3 protein-coding genes are annotated in these 1,912 nt (G+C 66.3%); all 3 read right to left on the bottom strand.

Annotated elements, in window-relative coordinates; translation table 11 throughout:
• On the bottom strand, nucleotides 1-1,021 hold a 1,021-nt coding region (fliF, locus tag N878_RS19115; RefSeq protein ID WP_021445176.1), incomplete at its 3' end, for a flagellar basal-body MS-ring/collar protein FliF.
• A gap of 10 nt (nucleotides 1,022-1,031) precedes the next feature.
• Nucleotides 1,032-1,361, bottom strand: a complete 330-nt coding sequence (gene fliE, locus N878_RS19120; RefSeq protein ID WP_021445177.1) for a flagellar hook-basal body complex protein FliE — start codon at nucleotides 1,359-1,361, stop codon at nucleotides 1,032-1,034.
• A 341-nt stretch (nucleotides 1,362-1,702) separates the two neighbouring features.
• A partial coding sequence (locus N878_RS19125) for a helix-turn-helix domain-containing protein (RefSeq protein WP_031303507.1) occupies nucleotides 1,703-1,912 on the bottom strand: 210 nt, incomplete at its 5' end.

Genomic DNA, 1,912 nt, shown 5'->3' on the forward strand with positions numbered 1-1,912 from the left:
CGGGAGCCGCGGCCGGGCCGGGCGGCTGATTGGACAGCGCGCCGGGCACGCCCTGCGGCGGCAGGCTGCTGTGGCGCTGTTCGTTGACCTGCTGCTCGCTGCGCAGCGCCGGCTGGTCCGGGTTGAACATCTCGGAGGTGGACTCCACCGCGCTGAAATCGACGTCGGCGGCCACCTCGGCCTTGTAGCGGCCGGTGCCCAGCACCGGCTGCAGGATGTTGTGCACGCGCTGGGTCAGCAGGCTTTCCATGCGCCGGCTGTAGTCGAACTGCTTGCCGGCCATGCTCAGCTCGGACAGCTCCTGCTGATCGGAGAGCAGGTTGCCCTTCTGGTCGACGACGGTGACCTGGCCCTTGTCCAGTTCCGGCACGCTGGTGGCGACCAGGTTGACGATGGCCATCACCTGGCTCGGCTCCAGGGCGCGGCCCGGATACAGTTCCACCAGCACCGAGGCCGACGGCTTGCGCTCGTCGCGGACGAACACCGAGGCCTTGGGCATGGCCAGGTGCACGCGCGCTGCCTTGACGTTGTTGAGGCTGGAGACCGTGCGCGCCAGCTCGCCTTCCAGGCCGCGGCGGTAGCGGGTGGCTTCCATGAACTGGCTGGTGCCCAGGCCCTGCTCGCGGTCGAGAATCTCGAAGCCGACGCTGTTGTCGGTCGGTGCCACGCCGGCGGCGGCCAGGCGCATGCGCGCCCGTGCCAGGTCGTCGGCCTTGACCAGCAACGCGCCGGAGGTGGGCTCCACGGTGTAATCGATGCCCGAGGCGCTGAGGGTTTCCACCACCTGGGTCGCGTCCATGCCGTTGAGGCTGCCGTAGAGCGGACGGTAATCCGGCTGCTGCGACCAGAGCACCACGGCGAAGCCGATGGCCACGCTGGCAGCCAGGCCGACCAGCAGGCCGAGCTGGCGCAGCACCGACATGTCCGCGAGGTTTTCCAGGAAGCTCAGACCCAGCAACGGGCCCTTGGCCTGCGCCGCGTCCGCCTTGGCCGGTACGTTTGCTACTGCTGCTTCAGCCATCAATCAACCCTCAAACCGGCATCTGCATGATGTCTTGATAAGCCTGGACCAGCTTGTTGCGCACCTGGGTCATGGCCTGGAAGGACACGCTGGCCTTCTGTGAGGCGATCATCACGTCGGTGAGGTCCACCCCGCTCTGCCCCATCTCGAAGGCGGTAGCCAGCTTGTTGGAGGCCTGCTGGGTCTCGTTGACCTTGGTCACCGCCTGGCCGAGCATCTCCGAGAAACTCGGCGCGCCCTGCACCGGCTCGCTGACGGCCGGCTTCTGCCGCGCCATCGCCTCGGACTGCATGGCGCGCATTTCCAGCATCAAGCGATTGAATTCAACACCCTGGCTCATGACTTCCTCCACTGCCCGCTTTTTGACACTTGCGGTGCGTTGCAGGGGTATTTGCAACAAGGGTGCCAAAGGAGCCAGCTACAGGCTGCAAGCCTTAAGCCGCGAGAAGAAGCCCACTCCGGACAGAGCGTAGGGTGGGTTAGCCGCATGCGCTGATTACCAGACATCACGCCACAAGGGCAGCGGCGTAACCCACCATCGGCGCAACGCGGTCGATCGCTTGGTGGGTTACGCGCCGCGCCACTATCGCATCCGGTTTATCGACCGGTGTACCGCGCCGCTAACCCAACCTACGAAGCTGTTACTTGCCGCTTGTAGCTTACGGCTTGCAACTTTCAGCGCTAGCTGGCGTAGAGATAAGCCTCGACGTCCATACCGGCATCGCGCATCTGCGCCAGCTTGTAACGCAGGGTGCGCGGGCTGATGCCCAGGCGTTCGGCGGCCTCCTTGCGGCGGCCGCGCTCGGCACGCAGGGTATCGATGATCACCTGGAACTCGCGGCGGCGCAGGTCCTCGCCCAACGCGCCGGCATCCACCGCACCCGGCGCCTC

This window comes from Pseudomonas sp. EGD-AK9, assembly GCF_000465935.2.
In the GTDB taxonomy this organism is placed as follows: domain Bacteria; phylum Pseudomonadota; class Gammaproteobacteria; order Pseudomonadales; family Pseudomonadaceae; genus Aquipseudomonas.

Bases quoted from the DNA above. Each gene is read 5' to 3' on its own strand.
- fliE (WP_021445177.1), bottom strand. From the start codon at position 1,361: ATGAGCCAGGGTGTTGAATTCAATCGCTTGATGCTGGAAATGCGCGCC.